General features: G+C 62.0%; 13 protein-coding genes. 4 read left to right on the top strand and 9 right to left on the bottom strand.

Translation table 11 applies throughout. The annotated features are described in order from the left end of the window. Positions 1 to 79: 79 nt before the first annotated feature. The 6 genes from FJ423_RS16550 to FJ423_RS16525 form a co-directional block, all read right to left on the bottom strand. Complete coding sequence (locus FJ423_RS16550; protein WP_140843126.1) at positions 80 to 1,138, bottom strand: PD-(D/E)XK motif protein; 1,059 nt, start codon at positions 1,136 to 1,138, stop codon at positions 80 to 82. Then, on the bottom strand, positions 1,135 to 3,984 hold the full coding sequence (locus FJ423_RS16545; RefSeq protein WP_140843125.1) for a Z1 domain-containing protein: 2,850 nt from the start codon (positions 3,982 to 3,984) through the stop codon (positions 1,135 to 1,137). The genes FJ423_RS16550 and FJ423_RS16545 overlap by 4 nt, the downstream gene beginning before the upstream one ends. A 1-nt stretch (position 3,985) precedes the next feature. Next, a complete protein-coding gene (locus FJ423_RS16540; protein ID WP_140843123.1) occupies positions 3,986 to 5,731 on the bottom strand; it encodes a DUF262 domain-containing protein in 1,746 nt (581 codons plus the stop codon). A 102-nt stretch (positions 5,732 to 5,833) separates the two neighbouring features. Further along, positions 5,834 to 7,156 carry a DNA (cytosine-5-)-methyltransferase gene (gene dcm, locus FJ423_RS16535; RefSeq protein ID WP_140843121.1) on the bottom strand — a complete coding sequence of 441 codons (1,323 nt, stop codon included), beginning with the start codon at positions 7,154 to 7,156 and terminating at the stop codon, positions 5,834 to 5,836. After that, complete coding sequence (locus FJ423_RS16530) at positions 7,153 to 7,344, bottom strand: ribbon-helix-helix protein, CopG family (protein WP_140843118.1); 192 nt, start codon at positions 7,342 to 7,344, stop codon at positions 7,153 to 7,155. The genes dcm and FJ423_RS16530 overlap by 4 nt, the downstream gene beginning before the upstream one ends. A 56-nt stretch (positions 7,345 to 7,400) precedes the next feature. After that, positions 7,401 to 7,781 carry a very short patch repair endonuclease gene (locus tag FJ423_RS16525; protein WP_348642903.1) on the bottom strand — a complete coding sequence of 127 codons (381 nt, stop codon included), beginning with the start codon at positions 7,779 to 7,781 and terminating at the stop codon, positions 7,401 to 7,403. A 141-nt stretch (positions 7,782 to 7,922) separates the two neighbouring features. Here FJ423_RS16525 and FJ423_RS16520 point away from each other — a divergent pair, with 141 nt between their 5' ends. Together FJ423_RS16520 and FJ423_RS16515 are read left to right on the top strand one after the other, a co-directional pair. After that, positions 7,923 to 8,987, top strand: a complete 1,065-nt coding sequence (locus tag FJ423_RS16520; RefSeq protein ID WP_210239563.1) for a hypothetical protein — start codon at positions 7,923 to 7,925, stop codon at positions 8,985 to 8,987. Then, positions 8,987 to 9,919, top strand: coding sequence for a hypothetical protein (locus tag FJ423_RS16515; protein ID WP_140843112.1), 933 nt, complete (start codon positions 8,987 to 8,989; stop codon positions 9,917 to 9,919). Before FJ423_RS16520 ends, FJ423_RS16515 begins: the two co-directional genes overlap by 1 nt. Before the next feature lie 349 nt (positions 9,920 to 10,268). Here FJ423_RS16515 and FJ423_RS16510 read toward each other — a convergent pair whose 3' ends face one another. After that, positions 10,269 to 10,730 carry a hypothetical protein gene (locus FJ423_RS16510; protein WP_140843110.1) on the bottom strand — a complete coding sequence of 154 codons (462 nt, stop codon included), beginning with the start codon at positions 10,728 to 10,730 and terminating at the stop codon, positions 10,269 to 10,271. 157 nt (positions 10,731 to 10,887) lie between these two features. On the opposite strand from FJ423_RS16510, the gene FJ423_RS16505 reads away from it, so the two are divergent. Then, on the top strand, positions 10,888 to 11,643 hold the full coding sequence (locus FJ423_RS16505) for a hypothetical protein (RefSeq protein WP_140843108.1): 756 nt from the start codon (positions 10,888 to 10,890) through the stop codon (positions 11,641 to 11,643). 104 nt (positions 11,644 to 11,747) lie between these two features. Further along, positions 11,748 to 12,023, top strand: coding sequence for a hypothetical protein (locus FJ423_RS16500; RefSeq protein WP_140843106.1), 276 nt, complete (start codon positions 11,748 to 11,750; stop codon positions 12,021 to 12,023). Between the two features lies 1 nt (position 12,024). Here the strand turns inward: FJ423_RS16500 and FJ423_RS16495 are convergent, their stop codons facing one another. Next, positions 12,025 to 12,618 carry an SOS response-associated peptidase gene (locus FJ423_RS16495; RefSeq protein ID WP_140843104.1) on the bottom strand — a complete coding sequence of 198 codons (594 nt, stop codon included), beginning with the start codon at positions 12,616 to 12,618 and terminating at the stop codon, positions 12,025 to 12,027. A gap of 205 nt (positions 12,619 to 12,823) precedes the next feature. After that, positions 12,824 to 17,086, bottom strand: coding sequence for a DUF3883 domain-containing protein (locus FJ423_RS16490; RefSeq protein ID WP_140843102.1), 4,263 nt, complete (start codon positions 17,084 to 17,086; stop codon positions 12,824 to 12,826). Positions 17,087 to 17,127: the final 41 nt, after the last annotated feature.

The raw sequence follows: 17,127 nt of genomic DNA, 5'->3' as shown, positions 1-17,127 counted from the left end.
ACTAGGAAATGTATACGATCTCAATTTGGCGCTATCGCAGCTGACCGTTACACTAGTGGGTCGAGATCCCGTTCCCGCCTCAGATACTGTCCATCGCTTCCAGTTCTGCCTCCCAGTTCGGCGCGGGATTGAAGGCTGAGACTTGATCCGGAATGTGCATTGTAAACGAAAGCCCATGCGCCTGAACGAAGGTCTCAGCGAGCTTTTCTCGACCAAGCAAGCGCATCGCCGAATCATCCACACGATAGAGACGCGGTAGGAACGTATGCGCAAAACGCGTCCCATAGACGCTCCAATCCAGCATCGTAGCGTGTACGTACCCGGTTCCTGAGAGGGTCCCGTATTGCGACACCCGGCGCACAAACTCGTCCGCCACTTCTGCGCCGCCAACGGCGGTCGATAGTAATGCGACGATGCTGCTCACCAGCGACGGCAGCGTCTCGCCCATCGTTGTCGAGGCAGCCAAGCCAATGCTCATCAGGTGAAGATGCTCTTTGGACCCGGATGGAAGCGATTTAGGCTCAAGCTGATGTAGCCCGCTGAACTCATGGATCGACGCACCCATCTGGGTTGTCTTCACCTCAATCGCATGATCTCCGATTCGGAAGTCCCTGCCGCCCTCCTGCCAGCCCTGCCAGAAGTCGAGGCAGCGCATCATACTCGCTGGCCGGTCGCTTCGGGCAAGGATCAGTTGCCGCAGTACTGTCAGTTCGCCGACCAGCCCTAATACAACGGTCTCCGAGAGGGCGCCACGCCGGATCGCCATTTCAATGATCGGCTCGACGTCGGTGAAGGCGGGTTGAACCCCTGCCGGCCCGGCGATGCCGGCTCGCAGCAACTCGATCGCGATCAAGACCGCGATCGAGGCGAAATGCGGCGCCGACGGCAACACGATCCGGCTCGCGGAGAAGGGGGCGCCGCCTTCCTCAGGCCGCCAGTCGCCATACTGGACATGCCGCCTGACCAGCGATGAGCCCGCCTTTAGGTCGGGTCCGCGGATGAATACCTCGTAGTCTCCCGTCGCCGTGCGCCCGATCGCAAGCGTCATCGCAAGCCAGCGGAGGTTGCGCGCCTGTCCTTGAGGGACCGTCAGCGCCGCAAGGTCCGCGCGAAGCGCCTCGAAGTGCAGTTCGCTCATTGCCGAAGCGCCGCGATGTGGTCAGGGCCTCCATGTGGCAGGCCAAGGCCGATGGCCAGGAAGTCGGTTGGCAGTTCCGGCGCGCTCACGACGTGCAGTAAGGCGAGCCCGGGATGACCGCGTGGCCGCCAAGTAGCGCCGCCTTGAATACTCGGCACGGGCGAGGTTCGATGAAAATAGTAATCGACCAACTCGTCGCCAAAGTAGGTCCCGCCATATCCGCGCGTACCCCAAAGCGTCTGCAGCGCTCGCCCGTTCGCGGTGCGCTCACGCGTCACAGCCTTGATCCCCTTCGCCGCAAGGCGGGGATCGCGCGCAGGACTCTGCCCGTGGCGGAAGGCGAGGTAGAACTCCGGCATGCTCGCACGCAGGGTATCTGCATAGTTCCACGGGACCTCAGGTCGATCGGTCGGGTAAAAGCCGGGCGCGGAGTGATCACCGACTAGGTACGACCACAGCCTTAGGTAGGCGGCGATCGAGTAGGGGCACGACTGCGGCTCGGCGCCATAGTCCTGAGGATTGTGCATCGGAGGCGCGAAGAGCGGATCGTCGATTCCCAGCAGCCGCGCGTAATGCTCCCAGCGCTGGCTCAACTCGTTGCCTAGGTCCGGATCATGGTGCGAGTAACGCAGCGTATCGAGCGTCTCGGCCAGCCGCCTCAGGCTGACAGGCTCCGATCGGATTAGCCCACGCTCAAGCCCGTTGTCATCCTTCAGTGGCAGCCACCTGCCGTCCCGCAGCAGGCCGACCGCAACATCTATGTTGTGTCTAGCCAGAGTGTCGTCATCCGCCTCGACCAGCCTGATCGATGGCCGCGGCCCTGGTGAGAGGGGGACCTTGCGCGCCTCGACCTTGCTCGTAGCCACGAACGATGCGCCCTGCAGCACTAGCGCCGGCCCATTCGCCTCCCCACCCTCGTCCATCGATGACATGATCTCGGTCTTCAGCGCGTTGTCGTTTACATGATAGCGTCGAAAAAGTTGCAGTTGATCCTCATACGTAAAGACCCGGCAGAGAGGCAGGAATCCGCCGCGATACCCGAACCAGCGCTGCATCTGCATCTGCGTGTCAGCAGCTGGCTCTGCGGCGCCCCGCAGGAACAAGCTGGTCGTCAGCCCCTCCAGCGTCAGGCCGCGCGAGAGCACGTTGCCGGCAACAAAAATCGAAAGGCTGTCGGCGGGGATCCGAAAGCCGTCCCCATCCTTGAGGATGTCGAAATGTGGCCTGTCGTCGGATGCCGGGTCGCTGTTTAGTACGCGCAATCTTACGTTCGGGAAGATCCGCTCAACCAAGATCTTGCGCACCTCCAGCCAACTGGCGGACGAGATCGAGACGTATGGCGCCTGCGGAAGCGTCGCGAGCGCCATCCGGGATGCCTCGAACCGGGCTAGCCATGCCGACCATTCCGCCTCCTCGAGTTCAAGCCGGCGGGCAAGTCCTTCAGCTGGGATTTCAAGCCTTTCCTCGGCCTCCTCATCCAACTCAACCTCAGCCTCGCGACCGGGGTACGCGTACGCCCAGCGTACGACATCGATCGCTGTTCTGAAATGGTCCTCCTTCCGAGCGGAAGGGTGGATCAGCATAGTGTGCGGGCCGCCCCCGGCGGCATGCGCCTCCTCCACCGACGCGTACAGGCGCTCATGGTCGAATGCCTCCGTCCAGCCGGTGGCTAGGAAGCGCACTGCGGCGCCGACGAGATAGCACCGTAAAGCATCGGCGAGCATTGACCAGCGAAGCGCCTCGCGCCTCCCCGCAAGCTCGCGCTCGGTCTCTCCGGGACGAAGGTCAGGGAACAGCGATGTGCAGCACAGCGCGCCGTCTCCCGCTTTGCGGAGTCGCTCGTAGAAGATCTCTCCGCCGCAGTAGTAGGAACGGACGCCGGCCGGTTCGGCATAGGTGATCGTCCGCGGCAGCACCGTTCCGGTCGGACCGGGCGTCCGCAGCGCCGCATTGAAATCTCGCGGACTCAGCGGGTTGTGGGTGGCCTGCAGGAAGTTTGCCTGCGGCGTCGCCGTGTACGCAACGTATGTCGCAAGCATTGCCGGGTGGCGCGTCGCCGCGTCGTCAGGGTCGCCGCTCCACAACGCCGAGATGAGACGCGGCGTGATCTTTTGGGAACGCTCACTGTCGAGAACGCTTGCGTCATCCGCCTCATCGTCGAGCAGCAGGATCGAGTAGGGCCGGTCGCGCCCCGAGAGATACTCTGCGGTGACAATGTCGCTAAGGAAACGACGCAACATCAGCAGATGGTCATCCTCCTTTGGGATGACGCAGATTATCGGCCGCCCGGCGCGCAACGCTTGGCGTGCAAGTGGCCGCTGGAGATAGCGCGCCGGATCCGCGCGCTGCTCATGTAGGATGTCCGCCGGCTGCGGCAAAATCAGGCGCTCGGATCGCCGACGGTAGGCATTCTCCACTGTCGAGCCATCCAGTTGAGACAGGAGCCGCTCGTAGGTTTGGAGCCAAAGGCTGACACGCGTACCAGCAAGGAGCACGAGGAGGTCTACGCCCGCATCCAACGCCATCGCGGCGACGCCTAGCATGCTCGCCGTTTTACCGGACTGGACTGAGCCAACCACCATCCCAGTGCGGACCCGCGACTCGGGCCACGCGGAGGCGTCGAGCGCGCCGGCTTCGCGAGGAAGCGACTTCTCGACGATGTATCGGGCGTCAAACTCTAGCACGGAGAGCGCGGCAGGCGACAGGCGCCCCTCGACGCTCGCGCGATACCGTGCCCACCACGCTCCGCCACCAATCTGGGAACCGTCCTTGCCACTTGGTACGTTGCTTGCCTCATCGACCGGGACGATCGCGGCCGGGCCGAGGCTGGGCTCACTCTTGCTCATATCAGATCATCGGAATCTTGCGGATCTCAAGCAGGGCGTCGATCGCGCTGTCCCCGTAGCGATCCCTCACAGCCTCGGCCATGTCGGCAAGGCTGAGGCCCAGCGTCTCAAGAATGCTGGTCGAGGCGTTGGCGATATGCGCCCACTGCGTCTTATTCTGTGTGCTCGTTGGCCCTACCATCTTCGAGGTGAGATCGCGCACCGCATCGATGCCATTCTCAAGCTTCTCCTCGTGGCTGGAGATAACGAGGACGAGGCAGGCGAGCAGGCTTGCGATGACGGGTAACTCCTCCCACCGCGAGGCCATCTCACTCTTGCCCTTTCGCCGGAACTTCGGGTGCCAAGCATCCGAGACGACCTGATGGAGTTCCAGCGCGGCGATGAGGTCGTTGGCGAGGGCCTCAAGCGTCGCCTTCGAGCGGAACTGCGCGAGGCGATCGCTATCGATCGAGCGCAGGAACTCATCGATATGGCTTGCCGTGGAGGGGGTCCGGTAGGCCTTATCTGGCCCCTGCGCAGGTTTCAGGATTAGCGTTGCGACTGTCCAGAGGAGTACCTTCGTGCGCCGGAAGCGCGTGATCCCGAAGCCCAGCGCCCTAATGTTCTCATGTGCTGTGGTCGGATCGATTCCAGCCTTAACAAGTTCCGGCGCAATCTCGGGCTCTGGGCGATCGCCACCCACGAACAGCATGAGGCGCGAGATCATTAGGTGGTTGAAGACAGCGTTGCGGATCTCCTCCGCATTAAGCTTCATGCCCTGCTGGTTGTAGAGCCTGAACACCTTATGAATGTCGCGAACCTGCGTGTCTCGGTAGATCAGCACGGGGATGAAATAGTCGCAGGCGCGCTCGAACAGGTCGGTGACCGTGATCGTCTCGCCCGCGATACGCACCTGCTTGTCCTTGATCTCGCAATAGTATCGGCCGCCCAACGGTTTGAGCGGATCGTTATCATCGGTGTACTTCTTCGTCTTGAACGGGAGGTACTTCTCCCGGATGTCGGTCGCTCGCAGGTTGTTTCGACGGGCGAACTGAGCGAAATTGCCGTCGAAGAGCGCGTAGTCCTTCATCTTCTTCGCGTTCTCGCGGCCCTCCGGATGCGCCCCCATGAAGCGCAAGATGGCAGTGAGCCGCTGCTTACCATCCACGATCTGGAAGCGCTGGCTGCTCGAGACGCGAGCTAGGATGATCGACGGCAGCGGGATGCCGCGCAGAATCGACTCGATCAGCATCTGCGAATCCGCGTTCGACCAGACGAAGTCGCGCTGATATGTCGGATTGAGGTCCAACTGGTGCTGCTGAGCGCGACCGGCGAGGTCGTAGATGCGCCACTTGTCGACGGTCGCGTTAATTGAGAGCGGCTCTGTAGCAGGCGCCTCGTTCCAGGCGTCAATCCACGCCTCAGTGGCCGCAGCGACTGAGAGTTCATCCTCAAGCATTTGCAGGAAGGAGGCTCGATTGCTGACGGCCCGGCTCAACCGCTCCTCAAGCGCCTGTGCCCCCATCTCGGTGAGGACAATATGACCATCCTCAACGAGGAAGCTTGCCTCAGCCTTGCCCGGTGACAACTCATCGAACATCCGGAGCGCGACGGACTTCGGAGGGTCCTGCTCCTCGAAGGTCGAGTCGAGGTTAAGCCAAGTCGCGACCTCGAGCACCCGCGCAAGCCAGGCGCTCGACGCAAAGTCAATCTCGGTCGCGTCGAACGAACTCGGCGCCTGCCGTCGCCCATCGAGCTTGGGCATCATGCTTGGCTGCGACAACTCCGATAGGAGCGTCGCAACTTGGTCAAAGTCTAAGTCTTCCAACGCCGTTCCCCTCCAAGCTTCATACTCCTCCCGTTTGGGCGTTCAGGCGGCCGCCCCCAGGCGCCCGGCGAGCGGAAGCCTGAGGGTCCTTAACTTCGGCTCCTCATCGCCGAGCAGGGCTGACGCGACCGCGCCGATGACATCGACGTTTACAGCGTTGCCCAGTGCTTTGAAGGCAGACGTCTGCGTGCTTGGAAGATGCTCGAGCTTGCCCATGCTCTGAAGACGGGCGCACTCACGCATCGTCATGTAGCGCTGCTCCCACGGAATGACCGGCACCTGGCTCGTCGTCAATGCCACCAGCGACGGCGCAGCGGTGGGCCGCTTTGCTCGAATGCCTGATGCGCGGAACTGGATGATGCACTGGTTGAGGTCGCGCGGGCCGTTCTTCCAGTTCCACTCAAGTTTCTGGAAACTCGGGGAGAACCCCTGGATCGTGGGCAGCCAGGGGTTGATGGCCACCTTATGCCGCTGGTAGAACCGGCGGTTCTGCTCGATGAACTGGATTTTCCACTCAGGGAAGTAGGCGTTCCCGTCGCGTGCGTAAGGCGGCAGCGCGTCGAGCACCTCAGCGTCCGTAAGGTCGCGCAATGCCTGCCCGAAGGAGCCACGGAATGACCGTATCTCCGAAAGGCCGTGTCCGATCGGCGTCCCGGTCCGTGCCGGGTAGGTGGCGCCGAACTCCATCGCCCAGATCGGGAACGAGGGAAGCTCTGCATCCGCGGGTAGAGCATCAAGCAGCCGTTGCCAAGCCTCAAGGTAAGTGACGAAGGCTGGTGGAAGCGGTTTAGCATCGGTAGGCCGTTCGTCGAGGATCGAACGGATATTGACGTCCTCGGCAGTATGTGTCGGCTCGGGCCATTCGAAAGTGCCGAGGCTGTCGCGCGCGCCAACGATGATCGCCCGTTCACGAAGCTGGGGAACACCGAACATATGCGGCGAAATCAAGGAGGAGTCGATGTCGTAGCCAACGTCGCGCAGCCGCTTGCGCACCCGCTTCCATGTGTTGCCGCCGTCGTGCCGCATGATATTTGGCACGTTCTCGATGATCAGGAAGCGTGGCTCATGCCGCTCGATAATCTGAATCATATAGTCGAAAAGGTCGCCCCATTGCGGGCAGTCGAAGCCGAGTTGACCACCAGCCTTGGAAAATGGCTGACAGGGGAAGCCCGCGCATAGGACCTCATGCGCCGGGACTAGCCCATGCGCCTCGCGAATATCGCCGTGCGGCTTGATCCCAAAGTTACGCTCGTAAAGTTCGGCAAGGTCGCCGTTTAGCTCAGAGGCAAACACGCACTCGTGCCCAAGCCGACTAAGCGCCTGATGGAAGCCGCCGAGCCCGGCAAAGAGGTCGATGAACCTCACGGTCGACGCTCCAGCGGAAAGGCGAGTTGCTTGACAGCGTGCTGCTCCAGCAAGTTTCGCACAGCGAGCCGAATGAGGTACTGCAGGTTGACCGGAGGGTTCGCCGAGCGGCCAAGTTCCTGTAACGCGTCGTAGTCCGCCCGATCGATCGACACGGTAAACCGCTTCTGATGCGTCAGCCGAGTCATGTTCAAACCGCCTCCCTGAACCTAGATGCACCAAATTGCATCTCGATGCACGCGGATTATTCGCCGAAGAATGCCCGGAGTCGCATCGTCAGGTCCGCGTTGCGCACTTTGCATTCCCAGATCGTAAGGACCGTATAGCCTAATGCCTCAAGCCGTTGCACCGCCTCCGCATCTCTCTCGACGTTGCGCCGGAGCTTAGGCTGCCAATATTCGACTCGCTTGCGCGGCGCCCTACCCATCAGGGCACAGCCATGCTGATGCCAGAAGCATCCGTGTACGAAGATCGCCTTTCTGCGCCCGATAAAGACGAGGTCCGGCGAGCCCGGCAGGTCGCGGCGATTGAGCCGATACCCGATGCCGAGCGATCGTACTGCCTGGCGCACGATCAACTCTGGCCGGGTCGCCGAGCTAAGAATGCGGGACATCCTTCGGCGCACCACATCTGGCACGTCCGGGAAGGGGGCGTTAGCATGTTTCACGACGGGTGATTTTTCCGCAACGTTTTGTTAAACCTCCAGGCGAAGCGAGGGGACATGGCCGTAAAAAACGAGATTTCCTATACTTCAGTGGATCAACTCATGCTTGATCCGCTGAACCCTCGACTGGGACGAGGGAATACCGGCCCGGCAGTCAAGCAGTCAACGATCCTTAGTCTGATGCGAGACTGGACGCTGGACGAACTCGCCGTTTCCTTCGTCGAAAGCGGGTTCTGGCCCCACGAAGCACTCATCGTCGTACGCGAGAAGCTATACGGCAAGGACGCGCTCGTCGTGATCGAGGGCAACCGGCGCCTGGCAGCCCTGAAATTCCTTAAGCGTGCGGCCGATGGTGAGAAGATTGATCGGCGCTGGCGCGAGATCGTCGAGGAGACGCCACCACCAACCGACCTCTTCGAGCATGTGCCCTATATCGAGGTCGATTCGCGGAAGGACGTCGAAGCCTTTCTTGGCTTTCGCCACGTCACCGGTATCAAGGAATGGAAGCCGGCGGAAAAGGCTGAGTATATCGCAAAGCTCATCGAGAGCAGCAAGCTCACCTACGCACAAGTGATGCGCAAGATCGGGAGCAAGACTCCAACCGTGCGTCAAAACTATATCTCGTATCGGCTGCTGCTGCAGATGGAGGATCAGGAAAAGATCTCCATCGAGCATGTCGAGGACAAGTTCAGCGTCCTCTTCCTGTCGCTAAGAACCGATGGCGTGCAGCACTACCTCGACATCGACATTCAGGCTGACCCGGAGGAGGCGCGCAAGCCTGTTCCTGCTGATAAGCTCAAGGAACTCGCGAACTTTGCGCTCTGGTTGTTCGGCGACGACAAGCGGCCGCCGATCGTGCGGGACTCGCGTCAAGTCGATCAGTTCGGCCGCGTCCTACTCAGCACGAAGGCGGTCGAGTATCTCGAGCGCAGCCCTCGGCCGAGCTTCGACGTGGCCTTCCAACTGGCGGGCGGCGACGAGCCTGAGATCGTCCGGCTCATTGAGGAAGCAGCGGATAATGTCGAGGCAGCCCTCAGCCGAGCGCATCGCTATGCCAAGTCCAAGAAGCTGAGGAAGGCGGCGCAGCGACTTGGCGAGGATGTGGTTCAGCTTGCCTCGCTTTTCGCGGGCCTTCGTGAAGAGCTCTGCGTCGGCGAGGACGATTGATGCTTACCCTTCCGCCTAAGGGCTTCGCACGCTCCGTCAATAAGCATAATGTCGATGCGTCGATCTGCTGCGATTGGATCGAAGCCTGCGCCCTTTTCGGTGAAGGCGAGGCATCTGGTTCCGACGTCGTCGACATCCTCCGCGAGAATGAGATATACGAGACTCAGGGCTTTGCCTGGGAGCTCGTGAACGACGCCTTCCTCGCCATACGGGAGCGAAAACGCGTCCTTGGCGACGGCTATCCACTCCGGGTCCAAGCTGGGACCCGGGTCGTCTCGGACGCGACGTGGCAGGACTTCGCGCCCTACGCATTCTGCCTCGCCCTCTCGCTCTCAAAGGCATACCCGAACTGGTCGCACGCATTTGGCGTCGACTTCGGCCCCCAAGGGAAGCTCTTCGAGGATCTGACTGCCGAGGCTGTTGCGGCAACCTTTAGCGGCTGGGAGGTCCATCAAACCGGGTGGAGTGCGACGGAGCCGAACTTAATCGCCGGGATCGTTCGGAACGTAGCCGAGCGGATTGGAGAGGCAACTGGCGAGGTCCGGCGCTGGTCAGCGAAGCGTGCCAAGGAGGCCGGGCTTGATCTTCTTTGCTTCCGCCCCTTCGCCGATGGTCGGGCCGGTCTTCCGACTATGCTGTTCCAATGCGCGAGCGGCAAGGACTGGCGGTCAAAGCTTCACCAGCCAGAGATTCGCGTCTGGACGAAGATCGTCTCCTTCACGATCGAACCCCAGAAGGCGCTAGCGATGCCGTTTGCGCTCAATCACGACGATTTTCGCTATCATGCGAACGTTGTGAACGGGCTGCTGCTCGATCGCGATCGGCTACTCACACCGGGCCAAGCGAATCGAGATTGGATCTCCGACGGCCTTCGGGACCGGATGCGCGCATGGGTAGGGTCGCGGATCGCGACGTTGCCAGTCGCTGCGTAGCGTTGTCGCGCGCGACGCGCATCATCGGAACTGGATAACGCTGACTGCGCGCAGGGGGGGCGGACTTGCCCGAGCGGAATGTGCCATGCCTGATGCGGTGCGGTCTGTGCGACGCGCACTCAGCGTCAATGTCGCCGTACCGGCCGCGGAGGAGCGGCAGAAGGTCAGGCTGCGCTGGCTCGATCAGCTTGGTGTGTGAGACGGGTAGGACGGAGGAAATTCGCCCCCGTCGCGGGCGATTAACTGGACAGCCGTAGGAGCGTCAGCATAGCGCCGCCCCCAGGATGGGACGCGGGACCGACTGTCCCCGCCCGCGGCGGTCCGCCAGGTACCGCACCCTTTCGCCCCCTCAATTGCGTGGCAACTTGTGAATTTCCAGCCTGACAGGCCCGCCCCTGTCACAACTCGTGCAAAAAAGCGCGCGCTCGACTGAAGTGAACAGAGCGCCTTTTCCATAGCGCTTGATGAGCCCGGCAGGCTTCACCGTCGCATGATGCGAGCACGATTTGCACCAGGCTCGCAACACATGCCATTCGCGAAGATCTCCCAGCGCCACATCGAGCCCGGCGTGAACGCTGCCGTCGATGATGACCTCCGGTGGGATCCTCACCTCGCCTGGGGTCAAGATCTTCTCCATGACATGCCGACTGTTGTAGTGGACCAGCAACATGCCCGGCCGGCGCCGGATGGCGGCTTGCCAAGCCGCCTGGCTCACCGTGGAATCGGGGGAACGCGAAATGGTTTCTGACAATGCCTGCTCCTCGCGATCCCAAACCTCGATCCGAAAATTGTCTTCCGCCGTTTTCGCCATAGCTTCGCCGGCCAGCGCGATTGGCGCCGTGCCATGGTCCTTTGCTGCTCAAGATCATGCTGAAATAAGGAACAAATTCCTCCCTCGTCAAGGGCAGGCTTGACTCTTTGTTCCTATTTTGTTCACTCTTGGCGGACTGGGCCATAGGAGGCGAACCATGGAACTTCGCTTGAATATCGAGGGCGCGACGGCTCAAGAGCTTGCACGCGGCATCGCGGCAGCCGAAGCAGTGTTTGCACGCGCCGGCATTACGGCTTTGCAAGGCGCGGAAGGCCTGTTCGCGTTGGAAGGCTGGGATATCAAGGGCTTTCCGGAGGACGATAGGCCTACCGAGGAGGAGGACCGAGCCGCCACAGTTTGGCTGGAGGCCGATGAGGCTGCTGCGGCGGCATGTCGCGCGGGCTGGCCGGAGGAAAAAGTTCCGCACCACCAGATCATGGAGTTGATCGACGTTCCCCGCACGAAGTTGCAAGCCGAAGCAATTCCGGACACCTGGCCGGAGCGGAAGCAACTCTATCCTGATGTCGTCAAGCGGCTGGAGATCACGACCGAACCGGACCGCCAGATCGATTTCGATATTGCCTTCGTTCTCGGTTGGGTTCCCGAGCGGCCGACGCTGGATCGGGTTGAGCCGCTCTCTGAGGACGGCGACCGTATCCCCTTCTTCACCAGCGACCTTGCACAAGTGGAAGAGATGGCTCGCAAGGCGCTTAAGGACTGGACAATCGAGATTGACCGAGATCCCTGTGATGCCCATGTGTTCGACCCGGCGGCCGGCGATGACGGTGATGAATTGCGCATGGCGGCATGGCGCGATTTTGATGGCTCATTCCATATGGAGAAGCCGCCGGCAAACCCTGCAATTGCCCTGACGCTGGCGATGATGCGCGGCCAGTCAATGCATTTCGAATAGTGGTCAAACGCAGTCGGGGCTTACTAACGCCATCAGTCATCGACCGCGACTGGCCACACCAGGTTGCGCTGCCGGATGACCTCTGCACCGAGCGGAATTTCACCATGATCGCGAAGTTCTGCGAGGAACGAGGGCTTAAGCACCATACGCGGCACGTGCAGGCGATATGGCCGAACGGCAAATATGAAACCTATCGGCTCCATTGCTTCGACGATGCTACATCTGCACAGACGTTCCGTGAGCACTTCGATGGGATGATGTTCGATCCGAGGCGGGATCGGGAGAATGGAAAGGTGCGGGGCGTCTGGCGTCGGACGGGCGACTACACGCCGGTTCTCAATCTTGGCCCCCTCAGCATGCCGGAGATACTGCGCAGCTGAGTCAGGTGCTTTCGCGGCGAACTGTCTCCACCGATAGGGACCCGGCTGGAAGCGGCCGCAAAAGCTCAGCCTCGGACGTCGTCAGGTTGATCCATGCCGCCCAATTTTCCGGTTGAAGGATCACAACCTGCCGATTGTGATACGGCGCAACATCCGGCCCGGGATCGGTCGTCAGCATGGTGAAGGTGGGCGGCTTGTTGCCGACAGCTTCGCGCCAAAGCCCGGCGACGGCCATGAATGGAGAGCCATTCAGCGTGAAGCGATGTTTCGCCTTCGGATATTTCGTGCCTGTGAATTCGAAGAACGCGGACGCCGGAACGAGGCAGCGTCTGCTGTTCCCGAATTGCCGGCCTTCGGAGCGGAAGTTGAACACAGGCCCGCCTTTTGGTCCGGCCGGCTCGAATCCGAACGTCATCGATGCTAGTTCGACAGTATCCCCGGCGGCGCGCATGATTGGCGCTGGATCGTTGATGCGGACATCGTCTGCCTGTGGCAAATCGAGTTCGGTTTGGTGGGTGGGGACTTTGAGCGCCAGCGACGCCATCATCCGGCAATACTCAGCCCAAGCAACATGCTGCTCGTAATCGTTGCACATGGACGGCTCCAGACTTGGGCGACCTCTGTTGATATTAGGGCAAGCGAAGGCGCCATGGAAAGCGGCCGGTGATCAACCGCACGGGTCTCGCTCAACCAGAATATCCGCCTCCTTTGCAGCCGCAACAATGGCCTTCCGAGCGGCGCGGTCTCTTTGATCCGCTGCCTGAGCTACCCGGTCCACGGTTAGACGGTGTTCCACTGGTTCAGCCCATATCCTCGATGTTAGCGCGAAGCCCAGCGAGTTCGAGCGCGATCTGACGCGTTCCAAGCATCTTGGCCGGGTTCGAGAAGCATTTGGCGATGGGCGCGCGGTCGGCGACCCGGTAGACTCTCCAGAGCTCATAGCGCTCTCGCTCGCGAAGCGCCTTCTCGAATTCCTGCCGAGGCCAGTCGAAGCGCCCGTCACTACCGGTCGTCGACTTAACCTCGAGCCAGCGCGGACGGCCCTCAGCGTCGATCGAACGAATGTCATGATCGGCGCCGGGCTGGTTGCGCGACGTCCAGACGACATAGCGTTCGGGCTCGTCGAAGCCCATAGCCCGGACCTTCTCGATTTCCATGCGGTAGACAAGTGCCTCGCCGCGCTCGCCGACACGCCCGGCGCGTGCGATCTCCTCGGGCGTGGGCGGCAGCCAAACGCCCGACGACCCGCCGCCAGGGCGGTTTGATTGCTCGCGCGGCTCGATCTGCGCACCCCGGGTATCGGCGACTGTCAGCGAGACCTCGTCGAGATCCGGCAGATCGAAAGTCGCAACCGGCTGAGGCGGTGTCGGCGACGGAGGATTGGCCGCCGGAGCGGGTTGCGGGTCGACTGGCGCGACTGGCCCGGCGTCGCTCGGAGCGTTAGTGGCAAGATTGTCAAAGACTTGCCGCACTGCCAGCTCCTCGGCATCGTCCGCGACATCGTCGTCCTCTTCTTCGAAACCGAGGTCGAGACCATCATCATTCTCGTCCGACCGCCGATGCGAGATACCCATCATATCGAGATAGTCGGTGAGTTCCTCATGTGTCCCACACAGCAGCAGGGGCAGGAATGCGTTCGCGATTCCGCGCATGGTCGCGACGCTGGTCGCTCCGGCGATTTCCGCGAGCGCTTCCGCGAGCATCAGCTGGACGGCCGACTTGTTCTTGGGCGGGATGAGCGCGAGTTGGTCACCGCTGAGGGCAAGTTGGACGGGAACTAGTACACTGGCACCCCCCACGCCGTAGCGACGACCGAGCGTCTGGTAGAAGGCGATCGAACGAATGCTGGTGAGGCGTGCTTGGATCGTCGTCAGGTCCGACGGGACAAAGCCCTGATGCCCGTGTCGATTGCGATAGGCCACCTCGGCCAGCGCGCGCGCGAAGAGCGGCCGGTGGAGCATGGCCAGGACGCGATCACCCTGCTTGGGTTTGAACCAGAAGGGTGGGCGGCCGGAAGGCCCGATCACCGGCTCGCTGGCGCCGGCGATCGCCGACAGCGGACGGATGCCCAGCGCGGTATAGAAGGAGCGGGAACGGTCGGTCGTTTCGATGACGCCGATCTTGCTGTCGGCGTCGCGCAACGCTTGCTGAAGCGCAGGGAAATCTGGTTCGACAAGCTGGCCGGCGCGCAGTTCGGTCAGCGTAAAAAGGCGCGACCGATCGTCGATAAGGCAGCGGGCATCCTCAAGCCCAGCCGGCAACGCCAAAGGGCCGCGCAACCGATAGGCCTCGAGCAGAATGCGCCGGCGATTTTGATTGAGCGGCGCCTCTTGCGCCCAGGTCGTTCCGACATGCCGGAAGAAGCGTTGCCAATGGCTTTCGTTCGGGATCGATGGCGCCCCGAGGTCCTGGTAGGCACGGCTTGTCTCGTCGCTATGACGGTAGACCGGAATCGCCTCTGTGAGCGGGACTGGGATTCGAGCGCTAACGAGGATGTCCGAAGGCGCCTCGTATCCATTGCGCACCCAGCAGATCGGCAGATCGGCGATCTCGGCCCTGGCACGTCGCTCGCGGCTGATGGCGTCGACAAGCGCGGGGTAAAGGAGGTCCGGGCGGACCGGAGCGCTGCCTTGCTCCCGGGAAAGTTTGATCATATCAAGCAGCGTCTTCGACTCCGGCGCCTGCTTGAGCTTAAGCTTGCGATAGAGAAGCTCGTTGGCGCCACCGACGATGAGACTGTTGTCGCCGACGCAGAGGCGGTTGGTCGCGGTGTCGAGGTGCAACGTCGCTGGCGCGACGAGTGCGCCCGATCGCGCCTTGAGACAGGGGATCGCACGCAACGCTTCAATCGTCGCGCCGGTCAACAGACTAAGGTTTTCGCTGAGCAGCTTCTCAAACTTGTCGGCCATCGCCGGCCTATCGGCGAGCCCTTTCGCATAGCGCAGGAGGTCCGCGCCGTTAAGCGTCTCGCGAAGGCGGAGCCGCGCAATCAGCGCGGGTGCGTTCAGCAACTCCTTAGACGGCGTGTCGATCGCCGGATCGAGCAGACGAGCGAGCGACGGCTTCAGATTAGCCATTGCGTTGGGCGAGACCCACTCGCCCCGCTGGTTCTTGACCACCGGATTGGCGCGCAGCGCACTGAGGGCAGCCCGACTGATGGGTGTCTCGCGTGTCAGCAGTTTTCGATAGAGAGTTTCGCGCTCGCGATCGTCGGGGGCGGCGGTTGCGGCGCGTCGCGCCGCATCGATCAGCCAGCGCTCCTCGTCGAAGAGCTTGCAATGTCCCGAAATCGCCTTAAACGGCGCGAGCTCCGGATGAAGACGGTTGGCAACGGGCTCGGGACAATCGTCCCAAAGCTCGGGATCGACAATCATCAGTTCGATGGCCGGCCGCAGCGAGCCGGTATAGCTGAGTGTCGACGGCGTGCTGCCCAGGTCGGCTTTGAGCGGCTTGGTCAATCGACGGGGAAAGGCGGAAAGCGCGGCGGCCTGACGCTTCTGCACATCGATGCTGGCGATCCCTGCCGGATAGTCGCTGTAGTAGAACTGGGCATCCTTGCCGAGCGGGGTGGCGAGCCCTTTGCCCTCCTTGCCCGCGCATCTGAGCCGGACGAGGGAAGCGACGGTGAATCGCTTCGCTCCGTAGGTCTCGATGAGGTCGCACAGCCGCTCGTCAGCGGCGAGGGCCGGATCGAGATACCGATTGGCGGCAAGGAATCCGCCGAACTCCTCATCGCTAGGCAAGACGATCGCTCCAGCCGACGCGAACCGGTCGTCGCCCCTCCCTTGGGTCGGCCAGCAGGCGTCCTTCCCAAGCCGCTCGGCGATCTTGGTAGCGAAACGGTTTGGGCTCGCGAGCCCGCTCGCTATAAGAGCCTTGAATGCGTCCGCGCCATAGCGGGCGAACCAGTCGGCCTTGAGCAAGTCGATGGTCAGCTCGACCACCTGGTCGACGAGCCAATCGTTCCAGGCATGATCGATGATACCGCTGCGGTCGGTATTGAGCTCGAAAGGAGCGCTGACACTGATGGCGCAGCCGGTCCGCGAGGACGGCGCCTTCAGCGGATAGTAGAAATGGCCATCCGCGCCAAGATCGACCCGCCGCCTGGCGATCGGAACGGACACGGCGATCTTTAGGCGGCCTTTTGGAAGTCGGTAATACGCAGGGAACGAGCGGCCGGCATATTCGGGTGGGATCGCGACCGACCGCGAGAATTCTTCCTCTTGAAACGCCGTGGCCCTATCGATGCCATCGACGAGCCGGCCTTTGCGAGCGACCATCGTCGTGCCGGGTGCGCGGCAGCGGCCAGTAGTTGCATCTTGTTTCCACAGCAGCGTCCGTCCGGTGCGGATCGAGTGGACTTGGACCTCGCGTAGGCCCCGCTTCTGGCCCGTGAGCGCCAACTTGACCAGCGTGTCGGACATACCCGCCGCCATCAAGCTGAGGGAATGCTCCTCGCGCTCGACAGTGAAAGCCTCGAGCCTGTCGGTCGAAGTCCGCCGATAGGGTACATGGATCCGCACACCCTTCTCGCCACGCCAGGCGGGGTCCGCCGCTTGCGCGGTTTCCTGCGTCTGGACATCCAGCAATGCGACCTTGCCGCCGGATCGTACATGGATGGCTTCGCCGAAGCGGAAGAGCGAACGCAGTCCAAAATTCTTCGAGCCAATCCCATTCTCCTTGGGAGCCACGACCTCGCCGTGCCCGCCGCCCATGACATTGCCTGTGCCGACGATGACTGAGAGCCGCTCCCAGCCCTTGGCATCTATGATCCTGCCGGTTCCGACGACCTCGAGCGAACGGCTGCCGAAGGTGAGCGTCAATGCGCGTCCGCCGCCGTCGAATTCGTTCTGTACCAGTTCGCGCAAGACGTCGCCGGCGTCGTGGCCCGCTACGAATTGCTCGATAAAGCTCGAGCCGATCCGGATTTGCCGAGTAGCGCTAAAATCCGGGGGCACATATTCCGGTTCGTCGATCAGCGAAAGCGCGCTACGCGGCGACACCCCTACCGCGGCTGGCCGCGCGGTGGCAGTAGCCGGCGCGACACCGGCGATTTCCTCCAAATCAGTCACTTGAAAGCCCCTCCCGCGGACCGCACGCCACA

It is taken from the genome of Mesorhizobium sp. B2-8-9, from assembly GCF_006439475.1.
Classification (GTDB): Bacteria; Pseudomonadota; Alphaproteobacteria; order Rhizobiales; family Rhizobiaceae; genus Mesorhizobium.
The sequence above is the reverse complement of the archived record's forward strand: the minus strand, read 5'-3'. Positions and strand labels throughout refer to the sequence as shown.